This window comes from Sedimentibacter acidaminivorans, assembly GCF_017873955.1.
Lineage (GTDB): Bacteria > Bacillota > Clostridia > Tissierellales > Sedimentibacteraceae > Sedimentibacter > Sedimentibacter acidaminivorans.
On sequence record NZ_JAGGKS010000010.1, the window covers coordinates 125647 to 141859 of the forward strand.

Annotated in this window: 17 protein-coding genes and 1 pseudogene; 17 read left to right on the plus strand and 1 reads right to left on the minus strand. The window is 29.1% G+C overall.

All coding sequences use genetic code 11. The features are described 5' to 3' along the window. Nucleotides 1-217 precede the first annotated feature (217 nt). The 8 genes from J2Z76_RS15095 (at nt 218) to J2Z76_RS15130 (ending at nt 7866) form a co-directional block, all read left to right on the plus strand. Nucleotides 218-2152, plus strand: coding sequence for a hypothetical protein (locus tag J2Z76_RS15095; RefSeq protein WP_209512891.1), 1935 nt, complete (start codon nt 218-220; stop codon nt 2150-2152). Nucleotides 2153-2165: 13 nt separating this feature from the next. After that, nucleotides 2166-3281: a YecA family protein gene (locus tag J2Z76_RS16740; RefSeq protein ID WP_245210486.1), complete on the plus strand. Its 1116-nt coding sequence runs from the start codon at nt 2166-2168 to the stop codon at nt 3279-3281. A gap of 301 nt (nt 3282-3582) precedes the next feature. Continuing rightward, a complete protein-coding gene (locus J2Z76_RS15105) occupies nt 3583-4932 on the plus strand; it encodes a hypothetical protein (RefSeq protein ID WP_209512892.1) in 1350 nt (449 codons plus the stop codon). A gap of 158 nt (nt 4933-5090) precedes the next feature. Then, nucleotides 5091-5516 carry a VOC family protein gene (locus tag J2Z76_RS15110; protein ID WP_209512893.1) on the plus strand — a complete coding sequence of 142 codons (426 nt, stop codon included), beginning with the start codon at nt 5091-5093 and terminating at the stop codon, nt 5514-5516. Between the two features lie 115 nt (nt 5517-5631). Then, complete coding sequence (locus tag J2Z76_RS15115; protein WP_209512894.1) at nt 5632-6123, plus strand: SF0329 family protein; 492 nt, start codon at nt 5632-5634, stop codon at nt 6121-6123. A 215-nt stretch (nt 6124-6338) separates the two neighbouring features. Continuing rightward, the gene (locus J2Z76_RS15120; protein ID WP_209512895.1) at nt 6339-6866 is read left to right on the plus strand and encodes a GNAT family N-acetyltransferase; all 528 of its coding nucleotides are present in this window, start codon (nt 6339-6341) and stop codon (nt 6864-6866) included. A gap of 62 nt (nt 6867-6928) precedes the next feature. Then, a complete protein-coding gene (locus J2Z76_RS15125) occupies nt 6929-7393 on the plus strand; it encodes an HD domain-containing protein (RefSeq protein ID WP_209512896.1) in 465 nt (154 codons plus the stop codon). A 170-nt stretch (nt 7394-7563) separates the two neighbouring features. Beyond that, a complete protein-coding gene (locus J2Z76_RS15130; protein ID WP_209512897.1) occupies nt 7564-7866 on the plus strand; it encodes a GNAT family N-acetyltransferase in 303 nt (100 codons plus the stop codon). 165 nt (nt 7867-8031) lie between these two features. Here J2Z76_RS15130 and J2Z76_RS15135 read toward each other — a convergent pair whose 3' ends face one another. Then, on the minus strand, nt 8032-8370 hold the full coding sequence (locus J2Z76_RS15135) for a site-specific integrase (RefSeq protein ID WP_209512898.1): 339 nt from the start codon (nt 8368-8370) through the stop codon (nt 8032-8034). 344 nt (nt 8371-8714) lie between these two features. Here J2Z76_RS15135 and J2Z76_RS15140 point away from each other — a divergent pair, with 344 nt between their 5' ends. The 9 genes and pseudogenes from J2Z76_RS15140 to J2Z76_RS16745 all read left to right on the plus strand — a co-directional run. Next, nucleotides 8715-9092, plus strand: coding sequence for a GNAT family N-acetyltransferase (locus J2Z76_RS15140; RefSeq protein WP_342455057.1), 378 nt, complete (start codon nt 8715-8717; stop codon nt 9090-9092). Between the two features lie 83 nt (nt 9093-9175). Next, entirely contained in the window at nt 9176-9868 is a 693-nt protein-coding gene (locus J2Z76_RS15145; protein WP_209512899.1) for an alpha/beta hydrolase, read from the plus strand. 199 nt (nt 9869-10067) lie between these two features. Further along, entirely contained in the window at nt 10068-10382 is a 315-nt protein-coding gene (locus J2Z76_RS15150; RefSeq protein ID WP_209512900.1) for an alpha/beta fold hydrolase, read from the plus strand. A gap of 1263 nt (nt 10383-11645) precedes the next feature. Then, the gene (locus J2Z76_RS15155; RefSeq protein WP_209512901.1) at nt 11646-12164 is read left to right on the plus strand and encodes a gluzincin family metallopeptidase; all 519 of its coding nucleotides are present in this window, start codon (nt 11646-11648) and stop codon (nt 12162-12164) included. 243 nt (nt 12165-12407) lie between these two features. Next, on the plus strand, nt 12408-13178 hold the full coding sequence (locus J2Z76_RS15160; RefSeq protein WP_209512902.1) for an HAD-IIA family hydrolase: 771 nt from the start codon (nt 12408-12410) through the stop codon (nt 13176-13178). Between the two features lie 52 nt (nt 13179-13230). After that, entirely contained in the window at nt 13231-13869 is a 639-nt protein-coding gene (locus tag J2Z76_RS15165) for a hypothetical protein (RefSeq protein ID WP_209512903.1), read from the plus strand. A 175-nt stretch (nt 13870-14044) separates the two neighbouring features. Next, on the plus strand, nt 14045-14599 hold the full coding sequence (locus J2Z76_RS15170; protein ID WP_209512904.1) for a cysteine hydrolase family protein: 555 nt from the start codon (nt 14045-14047) through the stop codon (nt 14597-14599). A 582-nt stretch (nt 14600-15181) separates the two neighbouring features. After that, nucleotides 15182-15637, plus strand: coding sequence for an AraC family transcriptional regulator (locus J2Z76_RS15175; RefSeq protein ID WP_209512905.1), 456 nt, complete (start codon nt 15182-15184; stop codon nt 15635-15637). Between the two features lie 122 nt (nt 15638-15759). Continuing rightward, nucleotides 15760-15966: pseudogene (locus J2Z76_RS16745) on the plus strand (GNAT family N-acetyltransferase); the annotation flags it as partial. Nucleotides 15967-16213: the final 247 nt, after the last annotated feature.

Sequence of the window (16213 nt, forward strand, 5' to 3'; positions counted from 1 at the left end):
AAGTAGAACAAGTTATTTGACCAATTCGAACAATTCTAATGATAGTAAGCAATTTATATCATTGAAAAAAGGCTATATCGAATCATATTTTTTATTCAATGACATGGGAGGTTTTGTGAAAGTATCATACTTTACATATTTTTAAAACAGATATAAAATTGTACAAGAGTAACTTGACGATTAGAAATAGGTAAACTTGTTGGAGAGAGTGGAGGATATGAGTAAAGAAAGATATAAAGGTGTTAAATATTTTGATGGGCCAGATTTACTAAAGGGGAATATGTTAAAAAAAGCAAAAGATGTTTATGAAGGCCTAGAAAATAATCATATTATTGATAATATCAATGAGGTACTAGAATTATATACAATAGATAAGTATGTTAAAGACCGTTTATTTCTTCAATATTTAGGTGTGGATAAGGAAGAATGGCTACAGAGAAAGAATAAAATAGCTAATGCCTCTGTAGGAAAATACGTTGGTTCACATCAAGATATTTTGGCAGAGTACAATGATGTAGATTTTAGATATAAGGAAATTTATTGGGGAATAGTTGGGGAAAGAAAATTATCAAGTATAAATGAAAATGAATTGGTGCAAGTCCTTAATGAACAAGAACATTTTGTATGGCAAATATTTAAACATAAGAAAGTAGTCGATCATTTTGATAATGTACTTAGGTCCTATATGTTAGATAATCCTGAGGGTAGTACCAATATGGTTCTGGATAAGTACCTTATAAACCATCTAAGAGAGAAAGAAAAGTTTAAATTGCCTGTTTCATTAACTTTAGCTGATAAAGAGAAAATAATAAGTGATTATCTTGATATTGAAAGACCAAACTTAAATTATACAAGATTATTAAGTAATGTTCAAAATACGGCTGAATTTAAATTGAATGCCAGAACTAAATTGAAGGCAAAACGAGTAAGCGAAAGTTTAGAAAGTGAGCTTTTCAAGGGGGAGACTAAAAGGGGAACGGAAATAGTTGTTGAGTTTAAAGAAAACGTAGAAGGTACTGTAAAGCATCATTTTACACTTAAAAAAGTGGGTACTGAAGTTGAGAAAAGTTGGCTGGAAGAGAATATAGATTACCCAACTATTTTAAATAATTTTATTTATATCTTTGATTTTGTAGATATAAATATGGTGTCAAATTTTATCTATAAAGAAATGTATGCTGGGATATTTGAAAGGTTTGGATTTAGTCACAATAAAGAATATAAAACAAGTCAGGTTTTTCATCTGAGGGAGTCATTATCATTATTTCAAATACATGTTTATTACTCGTTCTTAAAGAATAAGAACATAAACTTAGAAGATGTTATTGAATGGTTCTTTAATGAATATCTTAAAGAGGAATTTAGAATAAAAGGATTCAATGTAAAATTACCACCAACAGGTAATCCAAGTTTTGAAAAGTGCAAGTCTATATTTCCAACAATTGAGAGTATAATTAAGAAATATAGATTTTATATTGAAGATGGTGTTATTGATGAAGAATTAGTAGAGATGGAAAGCAAGCCTTTACCATTTTCTGAATGTCCTAGCAAAACTAATAACAGGTATGCTTATTTACATAAGGATAATGAAGAAGCTATAATTGTAAGGAACATTATGTTTTCAGACCAAAGTGATATGACTTATTTTCCTAATTATGGGGACAAACAATATGATACACTAATAGATAGGCTTGATAGGGATAAGTTATATAGGAAGGATATAGAAGATTATCAAGAACATTCTTTGGAATGGCTTATAGAGAATGGATTTGTGAAACAGGCTGATGATGGAGAAATTTTATTAGTAAATAGAAATCGAACAATTATCTATTATAGAATATACACAGACGGTGTTATTGTTCCAATTAAATTGCCGGAAGTTTTGCAAAAGGAAATTGAAAAGTTAATTACAGAGGATAAATTAGTTACAGAAAAAACATTGTTAACTAGACAAGAGTCAGACTATATTGATTATTACCTTAACAAAAGCATTTTTATCAATGGTCACGATTTAAGAAATAAGTACTTACATGGTACATCAGCAAGTTATGATAATGAAAATACACATTATACGAATTATCTTCATGCACTAAGGTTGTTGATTACTATAATGATAAAAATAAATGATGATTTGTGTACAACAGGTGATTAATGGAGGGACAACTATGAAAACAGGAAGAAATGAATCGTGTCCATGTGGAAGTGGTAAGAAATATAAATATTGCTGTTTGAATAAAAAGGGTGAAGAACCGTTTATACTTACAAAAGAAGTGTATGAGAAGGACTTTTTACCAGTTTATAACATTGATAAATGTTATCCAAAAACATTTGTTGAGTTTGATATTGTATTGCCTTTTCATATACCTATGTATATAAGTCAAACATTCACTTGCGGAATGGAATTTGGTTACTTAAGTTTTAGATTTGATATGATAACTACAAATGACTCATATCGTTATCCATTAGGTAAAAATATTCCTACTTTAAATATTCATAAAACTAAAATATTAATGATGGGAGCAGTAGATTTAGACTATGAAACTGTTTTAGGGGATTCTGAAAAGTATTATAATGAGTTTTTTGATTTGCTATTAGAACAGCTTAATAAAATAGTACTGAGTTATATGGTTTCCAAAAAAGACGAAGATTGTCATTACTTAACCAAAGAGATGTTTCCTGCAACAATTATGGTTAGAACAACTAATTTGGAAACTTGGGAAAATGATATGGGTCTATTTATGTTACATATGAATGTACCTTATGAAAAGAATCCATTAACAGAAGATGAAATATATAATTTTAAAAGGCTTCAAGGGATTGTTGTTTGGGAAAAGAATCCATTTGTTGCAGGAGAACAGCATATGTTTAGTGCAAGGCGTAACTTTAAACAAGGATTCTATATGGAAGCTGTTAACCTTGCTCAAACTAGTGTTGAGGTGTTAATTAGAATACTATATAAAGAATTATTAATAGACGAAGGCAAGACGGAAGTGGAAATAGAAGAAGTGTTAGAGAATACTGCATTTATGAATATAATTAAAAAGAAATTAGCAAGCTACATAGGTGGAAGTTGGGATATAACAAAAGTAGACACAGAAGTTGGTAAATGGTACAAGAACACATATTTATTGCGAAATAAAGTGACACATACGGGTAAAATACCATCTTTCAAAGAAGTAGATGAAGCTATTTATGATGCTATAGAATTTAAGAAGTTCATTATCAGCAGGGTGAAATTAAATAAAAAGAAGTATCCAAAGATAAATGAATATTTTGCATAATTGAGGAGTGAACCTTGTGAGTTAAAATATAAATTAAGTATTCGTGATAGCTTAAATATAAGTAAGATGATATATAAACATCTCATTTGGCTAATAATGGGATATTCATATTAATTGGTGTATTAATTGATTATAGCAATAATGGGAAGTTCCGTTTAGTGTTGATTTGGTTATGATACGAGCTTGTTTTATGCTCAGATAATATAATATGTTACAATAACAATAAATTTATTAAAAGATAGATACATTGGAAATCATGTACATATTATGAAAAATATCTTTAGAAATCAAGGAGATAGGTATGAAAAAATATATGATAATAATTGGTTCCTTTATAGCTTGTTTCTTTGGCATAAATATATTATTAATGTCATTGGATATCGGGCTGAATATATCTCAGTATTTTCCAACTCAGTTTAATCATATTTTTGTAGATTCTTCAAGAACCTTTAAAATTACTGAATATTTGGAACTCTGGGTTTCACTTATAGGTGTATTAGCTACTGCATATTTAAGTTATTTGCTTTTAACAGTATCTAAGAAAAGTAATGATATATCTGAAAGATTGTCGGATTTGGAACAAAAAAGAGATAGGCAGCTTATAAAAAGCAATGCAGCTATTATTTATTATCAAATAATTCATTCAGTAAATGAAATGAAACTGCTATATTTAAAATATGTGTTGAATAAAAAAATTAGATGTAATGATAGCATTAAACTACATAATGAATGGATAAGCATATTAGGCAATTTGCAAGATGAATTTTCCTTAGAAGAAACAGATTTGATTTATGATTTTTTTATCGATGTAGAAACAATCAATAATTCAACTGATAATGAAAAAAGAGATTTAATAGAAAATGTTTTTAAAAAAAATTTGCTACCATGTTATTTTGATAGTCCAAGCATGTTTAAATTAGAGAGAATTGATATTATAACATTATTTAACGAAAAAATGCTATCTATAATTTTGTCATTGTTTATAACTTTAAAACAAGATTATATAAATTATGATAAAATAAATAAGAAACACATATTACCTGATTCGTTAGAAAAAAAGTATGCTTTCACTGCTGAAATGTCAAATGGAAGATTTAACGGAAATGTGAAAATGATGTATAACAATCTTTTAATTGATGCAATATTTAAGAATAATCATATAGAGAAGGGAAATGTTAGTGCGTTCTATAATAATTCTTATTCCCCTCTTTATACAGTTAATTATGAGTCTGTTTACAACTTCAATGCAAAATTTTACGAAATTACCGCCAATAGAATTGAAGGAAATTTGATTATTGATGCAGAATATGTATCTAGTGTGTTTAAAAAAGGATATTTGAAATTCTATCAATATGGCGAATTATGGGATGGGATAGTTGAGCATATTGGTAATTGTTTTAGAATGATTAACGGATCTAAAAAAGGGGTATTAATTGAAGATTCACAAAAAGAATATAGTTATGATGCAGAGCAAAAATATATTGAAGATCAAATGGAGAGACAAAATGATATCCAATATGGGGAAAATTTAGCTAACGATGAGAGTAATATTGTTGGATACAGATTATTTGAAGATTTTATCTATGAAGAGGGGGAACTTATTGAACGTATAAATCAACGGAAGGAATTTATAGAATCTGATAAAACTTAGATAGATATCTGATGAAGTATACATATTAGTTTTCAGGTACAGTCTTTTATTCTTCGCGTTATGTTTATATGAAGTCATTATCAAAAAATGTGAAATACAAATTATTTATAATAACGCACAGTTAAATTGGAATTTGAAAGGAAGAGGAGGATTAACGCATGGTATTAATCACACCAAACTTTAACTTTAATGGATGCTGTGAGGAGGCACTTAATTTATATAAGAAAGCATTTAATGCTGAAATTGGTTGTATGTTAAGATATTCAGAAGCCCAAAAAGAAGGTTACGATAAAGAATTATCTGATGAAGAAAAGAGATATATTTATCATGCTGAGCTTAATCTTGGTAATCAAAGAATTATGATGTGTGATAACATGGATGTTCCTTTTACTACAAGTTTTTCTTTATCATTAACGGTTACATTTGATACGAAAGAAGAAGTGAAACAAACATATGATATTTTAAAAGAAGGTAGCACAACAATATATCCATTGCAAAGCACAACGTATAGCTCCAGTATGGTTGTATTTGTTGATAAATTTGGCTTCCGATGGGGATTAATGACAGAGCAGTCAGAACGATAAATTCCAACTTGTCGGTTAATTTGAACTTCCTATTATGTTTATTAGTAATTGAAATAAATCTTAGAAATATAGAAAAATCATGCTTAAATAATTTATTTTTCATAAAGGGGTTACAATGGAACATTATAAATCATGGGGAGGACTCAATAGACAGTTATGTGAATATTTATGTGATGAATTAAAAGAAAGAGTCACCTATTTTTTAACACGATATCATGAAGTCCATAATTCTTATGGGCGGGCAGCCATTCGTTTAGATGGTAAAGAACTTGTTTGTTTTTCATGGATAGAAATGTACCATCAAGAAAATGACATTTCTATTTTATATGAAGAAGAAAAGGAAAGCTCTTATGGTGAAATGACCGCAAGGATGAAACCAAAATGGGATAAGGACTGTACCTATTGTGAAATGGATTTTTTAGACGCGGTGCTACAATTTCGTAATATGTCTATTAAAGCTGCATTACAATCTGAAAACTACATCATCAGGATATTAGCAGTTATGGATAGGCGTGTTGGTAAAAGAACGCTGATGCGAATTACTGATAATAAAGAATATAAAAAGTATCCTGTTTGGGTACAGCAATTTTACGAATTGCGGCTATAAAAAAGCAATTAATTATAAGCATAATTAGACGTGCGATAATTACAATTTTTTAATTGATTGTAACTTCTAATTATGTTTATAATTAGAGGTTGAGAAAGAAGGGTGTAAAATTGGGAAGGATATTTGTTAAAAGAAGATGGTGATGTACATCCCCATTGTCTTTTCGTGTGATATATAATGAAATAGAGATAACTTATATTTTGCGAGGTATAAAAATGTTAATAAATGAATTAAAAAATGTTTTAGTAGAATACATCATAAAACCGATTACTGCAGAAAATATTGAAGATGTATTTCATTTAATGAGGGGTAATAAATATTTCTACTCTAAAACGCAAAATCATGAAGTGACAATAGAGGAGTGTTTAGAGGATATTGATGCTCTGCCACCCAGAGTTGCAAAGGAAAAGAAGACATTTGTTGCTTTATATGATAAAGATAAATGTATAGCAGTAATAGATTTTATTGAAGGATTTCCTAAAGACGACATTGGGTATTTAGGTCTACTAATGGTAGATGAAAGTATTCAAGGAAACGGTGTGGGGAAAAATATATTAACTAATATTTTTAAAGTTGCAAGGGATAAACAATTTAAAATTATTGAATTGGCATGTTATGAAACCAATAAAAAGGGGTTTGAATTTTGGTCTAAAATGGGTTTTTTTGAAGTAGGAAAATCTGAAAGAGAAACGGATGGGAAGATTTACAATTTGATTTCAATGCAATGTAGATTATTTTTATGAGCAGTTATTTAAAAGACAATTAAGAATACAAATTATTGATAAACCAAGGAGGAGTGTGGAACATGAATAGAATTGAAAAAATTCGGGAATATGTTGATAATATAATTTTACATATACCAGATGAGACTGTACGAAGGTGCGGGTATTCGCATTTGTATGGAGTTTCACAAGCTTGTGCAATGATAGCTTTAAAAAGAAGAGAAAACGTGGAATTGGCTACAATAGCTGGAATGCTTCACGATATATACTATTATTCAATTATGGATTCAAAAGATCACGCGCATAGGGGATCAGTCATGGCAAGAGAAATCTTAATCTCTCTGCAAAGCTTTGATGTTGATGAAATTGATATGATTTGCAACGCAATACATAATCATAGCTGCAAGGGTAGCAAACATTCTTCTTTTGATGAAGTACTAATTGATGCTGATGTTTTGCAACACTGTTTATATAATCCTCTATTTGATGTCGCTGAACATGAAATACAAAGGTATGGAAATCTCAAATTAGAGTTTGATTTACTGTAGTACATGTGAAAACTGAGATGTTAATGTAACTTCCTATTATGTTTATATTACGTCACAACAGAAAGACAGAGGGACGTAAAAGACGTCTTAAACATCCCCCTGTCTTAAAACGTCCCCCTGTCTTATTTATAATAACGCACAGTTAAATAGGAATTTATCAAGGAGATTTTATGAATGAAATAGGAATTGAGATAAGAGATAGTTTAAATGTTGATGAGTATAATAATTTAAGAAAACAAGTTGGATGGGAACCTAAAAATCCAATCGTTGTAGACAAAGCTATAAAAAATAGCACTATTGTGAAAAAAGTTATATATGATAATTGTGCAGTTGGAATGGCTAGAGCAATTGGAGATGGCATGTCATATCTTTTAGTTGATGTAGTGGTAAATTCAAAATATCAGAAAAAAGGAATAGGAAAAAAGCTTATAAATTCTATAATAGATGAGATAAAAGGAAATACAATTGCTTGAGAGTATAGTACCATTAACTTGATATCGATAAAAGGTATGGAAAAATTTTATGAAAGTTGCGGATTTGAAGCCGTACCCTTTGGATATAATGGGAACGGTATGAGAATAAAAATTGAAAAATAATTATTCAAATTCCAATTGTGCGCCCTGCTAAGGGTAATTAACCTAGCAGGTGGAAATCCTGTCTGAAGAAAAGACAGAGGGACGAAAGACAGAGAGACGTAAAAGACGTCTTAAACGTCCCCATGTCTTATCCAGTACAATATTGTATAAAAATCTAAGGCCGCTGTTGTAAGTATTAATTGAACCTGTAGATATTTTTCTTTCGGTTAAAAGATGATACAAATAGTTCTGAACATCAGTAGTGTTAAGCTCTGTCGCAGGTTTATTATAGTGATCTTGAAACTGTTTAGCTTTTGTGTAATATTCATCTTGTGTGTTTTTACTAAGCCCCCTAAGCACAGCATGAAACTTTACTTTTTCTAAAATTTCTTCTTTTGTCATTGATATTTACTCCTTTAATATATTTTGTATACTAGGTATACTTATTATATTTTAAAGGTTTTAGACAAAAAAAGAAAACAGTATAAATTATGGAATAAGTTAAATTTTAGATAAATATGATGAGTTACGACAACCACTGCGGAGCAGTTTAGTACTATGTTTATAACATAACAATCTGATAGGCAAGCCTTAATGCCCAATTAGTTATATAAGGAGCAGATATGATTAGAAAGTTTAATATTGATGAATTAGAAACAGTTATGAAAATATGGCTCGAAACGAACATTGCGACACATGATTTTATTAGCGAAGACTACTAGCAAGGGAATTATGAGCTGGTTAAAATGATGTTGCCTGATGCAACAGTATTTGTTTATGAAGAGAATAATTCAATTCCAGGATTTATCGGGTTAATAGAAAATTATATTGCCGGAATATTTATTGATACAAATAGTCAATCCAAAGGTATAGGGAAAGATCTGCTTGATTACGTTAAGAAAGGCCACTCAGAATTGTTGCTACAGGTTTATAAAAAGAATTCTCGTGCGGTCAGATTCTACCTGAGAGAAGATTTTGTTGTGTTAAATGAACAAACAGATAAAAATATCGGCGAAGCAGAGCTTGTAATGAATTGGAAAAAACGAGCATACTTAGCAGTTTGGCCAGAAGTTTGGACTTCCCATTCTGTTTATTTTGCGACTCGTTTCTTTTCTGACAATTAGTCAAGAAAGGAGTATATTAAATGTCAAATGATTTATTATTAAAAAGCCTATTGAGGGTAGCACCTCGATAGTTGGAGGTAAAAATGAAAGTTCAAAGCGTTAAAATTGATAACATCCCCGTTCTGATTTGGGGTGAAAAATCAGATAATTTATACATTCATGTTCACGGTAAAATGTCTTCAAAAGAATATGCTGAAGATTTCGCCAAAATTGCAAATAGCAAAGGAATCCAGACTCTCAGCTTTGATTTACCAGAACACGGAGAAAGAAAAGACAACGATTATCGTTGTGATATTTGGAATGGTATGCGTGACCTTTCCGCAATTGCCGATTACGCCTTTTCATACTGGAAAAACATTTCTTTATTTGCGTGTAGTTTAGGAGCATATTTCAGCTTAAATACTTATGCAGACAGGAAGTTTACAAAGTGTCTTTTTCAATCTCCTGTGTTAGATATGGAATATCTTATCAAGCAGATGTTTATTTGGTTCGATGTTACGGAAGAAAGACTGTGCATTGAAAAGGAAATACCTACTCCTATTGATACATTGCGTTGGGACTATTATCAGTATGTTAAAGAACATCCCATTGAAAAATGGAATATTCCAACCTTAATACTGTATGGTGCTAAAGACAATTTGCAATCGGTAGATGTTATTCAGAAATTTGTAAAAGCACATGACTGCAAATTGACAATTTCTCAAGACAGCGAACATCCTTTTATAGAAAATGAGGATATTAAAATAGTTCGCGCATGGCTTGAAGAAAACATATGAGATTATGAGCATAACTTGAAGCGCGACCAATCAAGCGAGACTTCCCATTATGTTAAGGTAATTATACGAATTTAGGCAGAAAAAAAGCCGAACCACAATGTATTAGGAGGCTGAAGACATGGGGACGTAAAAGACGTCTTAAACGTCCCCATGTCTTCAACGTCCCCATGTCTTCGCAAAGGATTTTGTTCAAGTAACAGTGCCTTATTTAAGAGGAGAAGAATTAGAACCAGTGTACGATGCAATGAGTAAGAACAGTCCTCATGTAATGTATTCAATGTGGATAGCGATGTCAGCAAATGATTATAGAGATGTCTTGGATAAAATCACGGTACCTACATATATCATTTATGGAAAAAGCAGCACATTATATTCTCAAGAGACGGCATATTACATGGAATCAAAAATTCCGAACGCAAAAATAATACCTTTTGAAAACTGTACACACTTCTTGGTAGCTGAAAACCCTAAAAAATTTAGCGAATCGGTTTTAGAAGCTGTATCATCAATATAATATGAAAAGAAAATAAATAGTTATTGTACTTAAACTTCGCACATAGAATTGTATAAATATTATTAATTTTTAGCGAAATAAAACGCAAAAATATAAGAAAGAGAAATTTATAAAGGGGCTCGGTATATGCTTAAAAGTTTTAAAAACAAAACTATAATATCAATAATTACATTGACAGTATTAATTTAAATAGGATGTTCTGGTGGAATATATAAGACTATAATGTCTATCGAGAAAAATACAAGCAATAGCATTACAAATATTTATAACATTTATAAATAAAACTTTTAACATTATTTACTAAATTTTCAAAATATGGTATAATATCTATTGTGTATTACTGTGCGAATCAATATAAAATAGAACATATAAATTCTGAAATAAATGTTAAAATTGAGGATGTTAGATTAATCACATCATACTTTGCTGATGCTGATGTGATATATGTAATTATAAAACAAGATAGATTTTACTGGGAAAGAAGAAAAAGCTCCCTACCTATTTGACAACTATATAAATTTGAGGGATCAAATGAGTTTTGGATTTGGTAAATACTTATTTGAAATAGTAATAGTATCTATATTTACTGTTATTTTCTATGTAAATTGTATATAAGTAAGAAATAGTATGTATCATTCGAATGTCACGAATCAGTATAATTTTATAAAAAAGCTGTTTATATTTTTGGTAAGGATAATTGGTTGAATTAAAAGGGGGTATAGTTCCAGATTATTCTTATTCATTTTTTGGTGTATTAGTTGCAGTTATAGCATTCATATATTTAAGAATGAAATCAAAGAAATGTAAATTAAATAGTACTTAATAAAATAATGATTTTAATTTGATTATTATAAGCAGAGGGACTTCAATGTAATAATTAATAGGGGGGCGAGTATTATTAAAAAAATATTTTATTGTTTATTAATATGCATTTTTATTTCAGGGTGCAATAATGATGGAAGTAATTTTAGTGAAGGTAACCGAGACGACGTTGTTAACAGTTATGAAAACGATAATTTATATGGATATGACAATATAAATAAGCAAGAAGAAATTGCTAAAAATGGCTATTTTGAAGATAGTGAAGGATATAAGTTTGATGCAATTAAGTTAAGTAAACATTTTGAAATTTACTACAACTCAAATAATCAGACGAATAAATTATATGCTTCTAATTCTGTTGAAATATTAGAAAAAGAGTATGACAGAATATTAAAATTTTTAAATGTAAAAGAAACAGATATGCCTATTGTAAAATTACATATGTATGATGAATATGAAAAGATAAGATTATCAGTAATTGATGAATTAAAATTTGATCCTGATGATATGAATATAAACTTTATGGGGGTATCAATAAAAAACGATACTATTTACTTTACTTTAAAAGATAAATCGGGTTATACAGTTGATTTAAAAAGGCTTTTAGTGCATGAATTTACACATATCGTAACAATGGCTTTAACAGAAGGCAAAACACAAATTGATTGGTTGTGGGAAGGAACAGCTAAGTATTTAGCACAAGATAGAGATTTTAGTGAATCGGACTACAAAGAGATGATTGAAAAAGGGTTGCCAGAATTCTATATGTTAAACAATGAAAGCAGGTATATATACGGGTACAGCATGGTTGAATACATTATCGAAACTTATGGTAGAGAAAAACTTATAGAACTATTGGTTAAACAAGGTGATATAGATGATGTACTAAATATTACAGTGGATGAATTTAAAGATGGTTGGAAAGGTTTTTTAGAAGAAAAAATCGAATTAAATGATTAAATCAATTAATATTATTAATGTATAATATTTATATATGATGGTGCTAATAGAAGTCACATTCTAGAGAATTATCAAATTTCTCAATCTTACTTATATTCAATGTTATAGGATATTTGTATGAATATGGCTTTTTAAAGAAGTACATAAGTAAAGTAAGTAATTAATTGTATAGCATTCATTAGAATGAAAATATTAAAAAGTGGATAAAAAATATTAAATATGAATTTAGATAAGAGGTGTAAAATGAAATTTAAAGGATATGTAATAGATTTGGAAGGTACAATTTTTCAAAATGGATCAGAAATTTTGGGTTCTTTTAATTTTATTAGGATGTTACAAAGCAAAAAGGTACCATTTAGAGTGATTACAAATACTGTAAGTAAATCCACAGAAGAAATGGCAACACTTCTAAAAAGTTGCGGCTTAGAAATACCATCGAGCTACATTCTAAACCCTATAAAGGCATTAAATTATTATTTAGAGGAGATACAATCAAGTTCATATTTTTTTGTTGGACCTTCATACATCCAGTCTCAACTTTCTATTCCACCAGACTTTAATGGAAATCCAAAGTATGTAATATTATGTGACTTTGAGAAGATTTCTTTAAACTATAATTTGCTTAATCAAATATTTTCATATTTATTGAATGGTGCAAGTTTAATGTCAACAAGCTATTCTGATTTTTATTTATCAAAAGAAGGTTATAAATTAGATACAGGTTCTTTTACCAAGATGTTTGAAATTGTGGGAAATCAGAAAGCTACAATTTTGGGAAAACCATCTAGCTTGCTTTATGAGGTGGCTTTGAAGCAAATGTGCTTTAATAAACATGAGGTTATTGCTATTGGAGACGATGTACTAACTGATATTAAAGGTGCTAAAGAATTTGGGCTATTTTCAGTTCTAGTAAAGACGGGTAAATATAAAGAACACGATGAAATTAAAATTCCTCCTGATTTATTAATAGATAGATTGGAAGATGTTGTATACAAAACTCACTTGTCATCATGATTCTTATTGCACTTTTTAACAAGACAAATTTATAATGCGGGGTAGGATGTTGATGAAAAAGAAATGCATGATTATAACCTTAATAATAATATTAATTATACTGATTATTACAATATTTATTTATAAAGAAGTTAATTATGATGAAGATGAATTCAAATTAAGTATAAAAACATTATTAAGACAAGAACTTACTTTAGACGAAATGAAGAGCTCTAATTTATATAAAGCATATGAGAAAATAAATTCCAATTCTAATTTAGAAGAAATCAACAATATTATAAAAAAGAAAAAGGGTAACAACGTAATAATTTTTGAAACTTGGGATTTTATTTATGGCAATATATGGATTGGATATAATGAATACCTTGAACCTAAAGTATGGTGTAAACTAATTAGTTTTGAAACTCCATACACAATTGAACTTAATGATAATGAATTAAACTCATTATTTGAATGTAAATCACTTGATGATGTGGTTGATATTCTTGGAGAACCCATCTTAATATTAGAAGGTTATAAAGAAAATGATATTAAATATATTTATGAATGGGGCATAAAAGCAAAATACTTTGAACCTAGTCCATATGGAGGACCATTAAATTTCCCACTACCTTATAAACGAAAGTTTAGAGTAAATGTTGATGTCATAGAAAATAACTTAATTCATAAGTTGTCTATTGAAAAATATTAAATAAATTTTTCGTGATGTACATTTTTACAAGCCAAAATGGTAATGACAGTTATGTTAAATTAGTATACAATAATCAAGATGTAATGTATGCCTATGAACACGCTTTTGATAATGTTGAAGTACAAGAATGGTAGTGTCTAGTTGACACTAACCAGAATTTAGTGGAGGTAAAAAAATGAAAAGAGCTTTGTTAGTTATTGATGTGCAGAATGAATACTTTACTGGAAGAATGCCTATTAAATACTCATATGAAAGTTTAGAAAATATTTTAAAATCTATGGATGAAGCATCTAACCATGGTATTCCGATTATATTGATTCAGCATACGGCTTTGCAAAAGGATTCAAAAACATTTGTTAAAGGAAGCAACGAATGGGAGATACATGATGAAATTAAGGAAAGAAAGTACAACTTAATTGTTGAAAAAAATCTACCAGGTAGTTTTACAGGAACAAATTTAGAAGATTTGCTTAGAAAGATGAATGTAGATACAATTGCAATATGTGGATATATGACGCAGATGTGTTGTGATACTACTGCAAGACAGGCATTTCATTTAAATTTCTCAGTAGAGTTTTTATCAGATGCAACAGGAACTCTAGATATTTCAAACAGTGCAGGAACGATTAGTGCCGAAGAATTACAAAAAGCTATTTTAATAACACAAGATATGAAATTCAGCAAAGTTTTAACTACAGATAATTGGATAAATCTTATAGAAAATCATTAAGTTTTCAAGAATAAAAATAATAATGATTGTAATTATTTGGTAAATTGTATAAAATTATAGTAAGCTAATTTAACTTGCTTTTGATTTTTATTATAATGATTAATCGCAAAGGGGGAGATTCAAAGTGACAATTACTTATCCTAATGGAGCAAAGTACAATTACATATAATATAGGTGAGATTATCAATGAAAGAAAGACAAGGGGAAGACAAGGGGACGTTTCACATGTCTTAACAAAGCATGAAATAATAATTAACATTGGGACAGGTGGGGACGTGTTTCGCTGTCCCATTTATACATTACTATTTCCCGTTATGTTTATAAAGCGAACTAAAATTGTTAAAATAATTAATAATTACATGTTCAATGCTAATTACAAATTATGGTAATAATTATCATGTGGTTGGAATATAATTTTGGTAAATCAAATTCGGAATTGTAGAATAATACAACATATGAATGAGGTAAAACAACTAAATAAATAATAATTTGGCAATTTTAAAAAATAAGTTGAAATACATTTTAAAGCATTATATGATGAATTCAGGCATCGATGCACTCTATTAAAAAAGAAGGTAAGTTATGGATATTAATATTGAAATGATACCATCATGTAAAATTGCTTATATACGAAGAACAGGCCCTTACGGTTCAGAGAATGTGCAAATAATGGAACAATTAAAAAATTGGGCTAGAGAAAAAAAATTATTTAATGAAAATTCAATTATATTAGGAATAGCCCAAGATAACCCTCAATTCACAGAGCCTAAAAATTGTCGTTACGATACATGTTTAGTTGTTTCAGATGAATTTAAGGTTGACAATAACTATATTAATTTTGGAACAACTATAGGTGGAAAATATTGCGTATTTAAAATAAGTCATACGGTAGATGCTATGCAAAAGGCATGGATGGAGATGTTTTCAGAGTTATCAAAAAGAAAATATATATTTGATGATAGAAGACCTATTCTTGAACGCTATGCAATGCAGATGATAAATAAACATTATTGTGAAATTTGCGTACCAATATTATAAAAATATCAAAAACAAATTATAATTTGTAGAGTTGATTTAACATAATTTAAGATTCAGTTCTGTCGTATCTAGTTGGTATGATTTAATTTCGTCACTATTTCAACGAAAATCTCGAAAAATACGGTGGACATATTGGGTATTCAGTTCGCCCTGACGAAAGAAGAAAAGGTTATGCAAAGAAGATGCTTTCAAATTGCCTTGAAATTTGTAAAACATATGGTCTTGAGAAGGTTTTAATAACATGTATTCAAGGTAATGAAAGTAGCTCCTATATATTAAGTAGAATAAGACATTATTTTGGTTGCTTCGTTTTTTTTTATTATACGTAAGTAAAAAAATGTGGAGTTATGTTTAAAGGTAAAGCTTATAATTGATGGTTTGATTCCATTCAGTGTGAATAGACAGAAAATGATCAACATATCTTTAAAAGAACGATAATAATTAGTTCATAATCTTTTTAAGATGTAAAAAAATACACTAGAATAAGCTCTCGGAACAAGATGATGTTTGAAAATTAAATATTGCAATTTCACTAAAAAAGAACCTAAATTTTGAGGTAATACTTTAAGGTAAGTA